This is a genomic window from Pseudomonas sp. HMWF021 (genome assembly GCF_003061005.1).
In the GTDB taxonomy this organism is placed as follows: Bacteria; Pseudomonadota; Gammaproteobacteria; order Pseudomonadales; family Pseudomonadaceae; genus Aquipseudomonas.
The window spans coordinates 1-3783 of the sequence record NZ_QAIK01000169.1 but is presented as its reverse complement, the minus strand read 5'-3'; the positions used below and the strand labels follow the sequence as shown (position 1 = coordinate 3783).

Below are 3783 nucleotides of genomic sequence, written 5' to 3'. Positions count from 1 at the left end.
GGCGTAATTTCAGCCCGCAGACGAACAGGGAAAACAGCACCGCCACTTCGGTCAGATGCTCCATCCAGGACGAGGCACCTTCGAGCGACAGTTTCAGCAGATTCAAACCGCTGGGGCCGATGGCGATACCCAGCAGCAGGCACACCGCTGAAGTTGTCACCGGCATCCAGCGCAGATACGACGAAGTCAACGCAAGCGCCAGCAACACACCGCCCAGTACCGCGACCCAAACCACGAAGGTCATGACTGACCGCCTGTAGACGGCGCCCGCATCAAGTTAACCCACGGTGCTGCGAAGGTACTCGGGCGTGAGCACGTTGAACCACAGCAGGATCATCGACACCAGCAGGGTGACCATGACCAGCAATCCGATGCCCCAGACGCAGGCAGAGTTGAGCAGGCCTTGCTCCTTGCGCTCGTGCATGAAGGTCGGCAGGCCGACGAACAGCAGAAACGTCGAATACACCGAGGCCGCGCCAAGCACCAGAATCGCCAGCCAGCGACTGGGATAGAGACCGGCAATGCCGGCCACGAAGAATGGCGTCACGGTGTACGCGGCAAATCCGATGCACTGATTGAGCGTTGGCCGCGCATCGAAGCTGCGCGACATCCAGCGGATGAACCCGCCGATCAGCGCCACACCGAAAATGATCGCCACGTACAGCATGACGCTCAGTTGCAGCGCGCTCGACGTGCTCAAACGCACGACTTCACCGGCTGCCAGGCTCCAGCCGACATAGGTGGTGCCGATGAACAGGCAAACCGCAGGAATCAACGCCAGTATCAGCAAATGGGCGAGGTAATGCCGGGGATGAGCTTCTTCTTCGCGGCGGATATCGGTCCAGGCGAAATTGGGTTGGGTGAACAGTTTGACGATAGGGGCGGACATGACGACCTCCTGATCCGGCAGACCGGTTGCGGGTTCTTAAAGGTATGGAGGGACGTCATGCCGTCAGGTTCAGTTTTTCTCGCGCACGTCAGAGCATCGGTTTGCCACCGGTGATCCCGTAGCGCTGACCGGTGATGTAACTGGCTTCATCCGAGGCCAGCAGCACATAGATCGGCGCCACTTCCACCGGCTGCCCGGGGCGGCCGAGCGGGGTTTCGCTGCCGAAGTTCTGTACTTCTTCGTCGGGCATGGTCGAGACGATCAACGGCGTCCAGATCGGCCCGGGGGCCACGCAGTTCACGCGGATCTCCTTTGGCCCGAGCATCTGCGCCAGACCGCCGGTGAAGTTGGCGATCGCACCTTTGGTGGTGGCGTAGGCGAGCAGGGTCGGTTTGGGCAAATCGGAGTTGACCGAGCTGGTGTTGATGATCGACGCACCGGCACGCATGTGTTTGATCGCCGCCTGGCACAAACGGAAGATCGCGGTGATATTGACGTCGAAGGTCATCACCCATTCCTCGTCGGGGATTTCTTCGAAGGTTTCGTGGGTCATCTGGAATGCGGCGTTGTTGACCAGAATGTCGATGCGCCCGAAGCGCTCGACGGTCTTGTCGACCAGCGCCTGGCAATGGGCCTTTTGCGCAAGGTCACCGGGCAGCAGGATGCACTGGCGACCAGCCTGTTCGACCCAGCGGGCGGTCTCTTTGGCGTCGTCATGTTCATTCAGATAGGCCACCGCGACGTCTGCGCCTTCGCGGGCGAAGGCAATCGCCACGGCGCGACCGATACCGCTGTCGGCGCCGGTGATCAGCGCAATCTTGCCGGCCAGCCGTCCGGAACCGACATAGCTCTGTTCGCCACAATCGGGGTAGGGCTGCATTTTGCTTTGCGAACCGGGAACGGCTTGGGCTTGTGCGGGAAAGGGTGGTTTTGGATAGTCGGTCATCATCAATCTCCGAGGTCTCAGGGCAGGTATGGGCGGTTGACCCGGACGGTTTGCCGTGAGTTCGATCGGATTTGCGCTGTACACCGACTGCAAACACAAACCCCCTGTAGGAGCTGCCGAAGGCTGCGATCTTTTGACGTTGGTTTTTTTAAAACAAGATCAAAAGATCGCAGCCTTCGGCAGCTCCTACAGGGGGGAGGTGGTGTTTTCAGGATTTGTGGTTAGTCAGGGCGCGTTCCATGCGGGCGATGCCTTCTTCGAGCAGCGAGCGCGGGCAGCCGAAGTTCAGGCGCACGAACTGTTGGTGCTGATCGCCGAAGTCCAGACCGGGGCTCAGCCCGACTCTGGCCTGTTCGAGGAAGAACTGCTGCGGGTTGTCCAGTTCCAGCGCCGTGCAATCGAGCCAGGCCAGATAGGTGCCCTGCGGCACATTGATGCGCACGCCCGGCAGGCGACTGTGCACCGCGTCCACCAACCAGTCGCGGTTGGCTTGCAGATAGGTTTTCAGCTCGGCGAGCCACGGGGCGCCCTCGCTGTAGGCGACGCGGGTGGCTTCCATACCCAGCGGGTTGACGCTGTCGACCATGCCGCAACGGGCGTGGTTGACGCGCTCGCGCAGGGCGGCGTCCTGGATGATCATGAACGAGGTCTTGAGGCCCGCGATGTTGTAGGCCTTGCTCGCCGACATCAGGGTGATCGTGCGCCTTGCGATTTCCGGGTTCAAGGAGGCGGTCGGGATGTGCACGCGGCCATCGAAGCACAGCTCGGCGTGGATCTCGTCGGAGATGATCCAGGCGTCCTGCGCCGCGCAGATATCGGCCACGGCTTGCAGCTCTTCGCGGCCAAATACCTTGCCGATCGGGTTGTGCGGGTTGCTCAGGAGCAGGGCGCCGCCGCCGTGCAATGCTTCGCGCAGGCTGTCCAGATCAGTGGCGTAGGTGCCATCCGCCAGGGCATCGAACGGCAGTTCGACCTTGTTCAGGCCCCAATGGCCCGGGGCATGGCGCAGTGGCGGGTAGTTCGGCACCTGCACCACGACGTTCTGCTGCGGTTTGACCAGCGCCTTGAGGGCCATGTTGAAACCGGATTCGACCCCCGGCAGGAAGATCAACTCCTGCGGTTTGACCTTCCAGGCGAACTTGTTCCACAGATCAGTGACGATGGCCTCACGCAGGTTGTCCTGCGCCACGCTGTAACCCACCAACGGATGCAGCAGGCGCTGCTGCAATGCCTCGATGACGACCGGCGGCGCGGCGAAATCCATATCAGCGACCCACATCGGCAACACGTCGGCCGGGTAACGGCTCCACTTGGTGCTGCCGGTGTTGTGGCGGTCGAATACCTGATCAAAATCGAAAGTCATGCGTGGTCTCGTGAAGGCGGGTTGTCATGGGCGCCATGATAAACCCGGAACCCCTGTAGGAGCTGCCGAAGGCTGCGATCTTTTGCTTTTGATTGCTAAAAACAAGATCAAAAGATCGCAGCCTGCGCAGCTCCTACAGGGGAATGGGTTTACCCGACAAACGGCCGACGGTCGGTTTTCACACAGAGTGTGTGGTCATTGTCTACAGTGAAAAAGTCGGCAGCCAATCTGCCGTAACCGTGTTTGTCCAGAAAAAGCCCGGCTCAAGTACCGGGTTCCACCTGATCAGGAGTGCACGATGGATCTCAGCCGTCGTCAATTCTTCAAGGTCGCCGGTATCGGCCTTGCAGGCTCTAGCCTGGGCGCGTTGGGCATGGCCCCGACGCAGGCCTTCGCCGAGCAGGTGCGTCACTTCAAGCTTGCCCACACCTATGAAACTCGCAACACCTGCCCGTATTGCTCGGTCGGTTGCGGCTTGATCATGTACAGCCAGGGCGATGCCGCGAAGAACGTCGCGCAAAACATCATCCACATCGAGGGCGACGCCGACCACCCGGTCAACCGCGGCACCCTGTGCCCGAAAGG

At 60.9% G+C, this 3783-nt stretch carries 4 protein-coding genes and 1 pseudogene; 1 reads left to right on the top strand and 4 read right to left on the bottom strand.

Going from position 1 to position 3783, the window contains the following annotated elements; all coding sequences use genetic code 11:
• From DBR18_RS29840 to DBR18_RS24400, 4 genes and pseudogenes are all read right to left on the bottom strand, one after another.
• Positions 1–190 (bottom strand): annotated as a pseudogene (locus tag DBR18_RS29840) (sodium:proton antiporter); the annotation flags it as partial.
• Positions 191–277: 87 nt separating this feature from the next.
• A complete protein-coding gene (locus DBR18_RS24410; RefSeq protein ID WP_108592238.1) occupies positions 278–889 on the bottom strand; it encodes a Yip1 family protein in 612 nt (203 codons plus the stop codon).
• 88 nt (positions 890–977) lie between these two features.
• Positions 978–1835 carry a glucose 1-dehydrogenase gene (locus DBR18_RS24405; RefSeq protein WP_108592237.1) on the bottom strand — a complete coding sequence of 286 codons (858 nt, stop codon included), beginning with the start codon at positions 1833–1835 and terminating at the stop codon, positions 978–980.
• A 208-nt stretch (positions 1836–2043) separates the two neighbouring features.
• The gene (locus DBR18_RS24400) at positions 2044–3198 is read right to left on the bottom strand and encodes a MalY/PatB family protein (protein WP_108592236.1); all 1155 of its coding nucleotides are present in this window, start codon (positions 3196–3198) and stop codon (positions 2044–2046) included.
• Between the two features lie 298 nt (positions 3199–3496).
• Here DBR18_RS24400 and DBR18_RS24395 point away from each other — a divergent pair.
• Positions 3497–3783, top strand: a 287-nt coding sequence (locus DBR18_RS24395; protein ID WP_146188792.1) for a hypothetical protein, incomplete at its 3' end; no start/stop codon positions are given.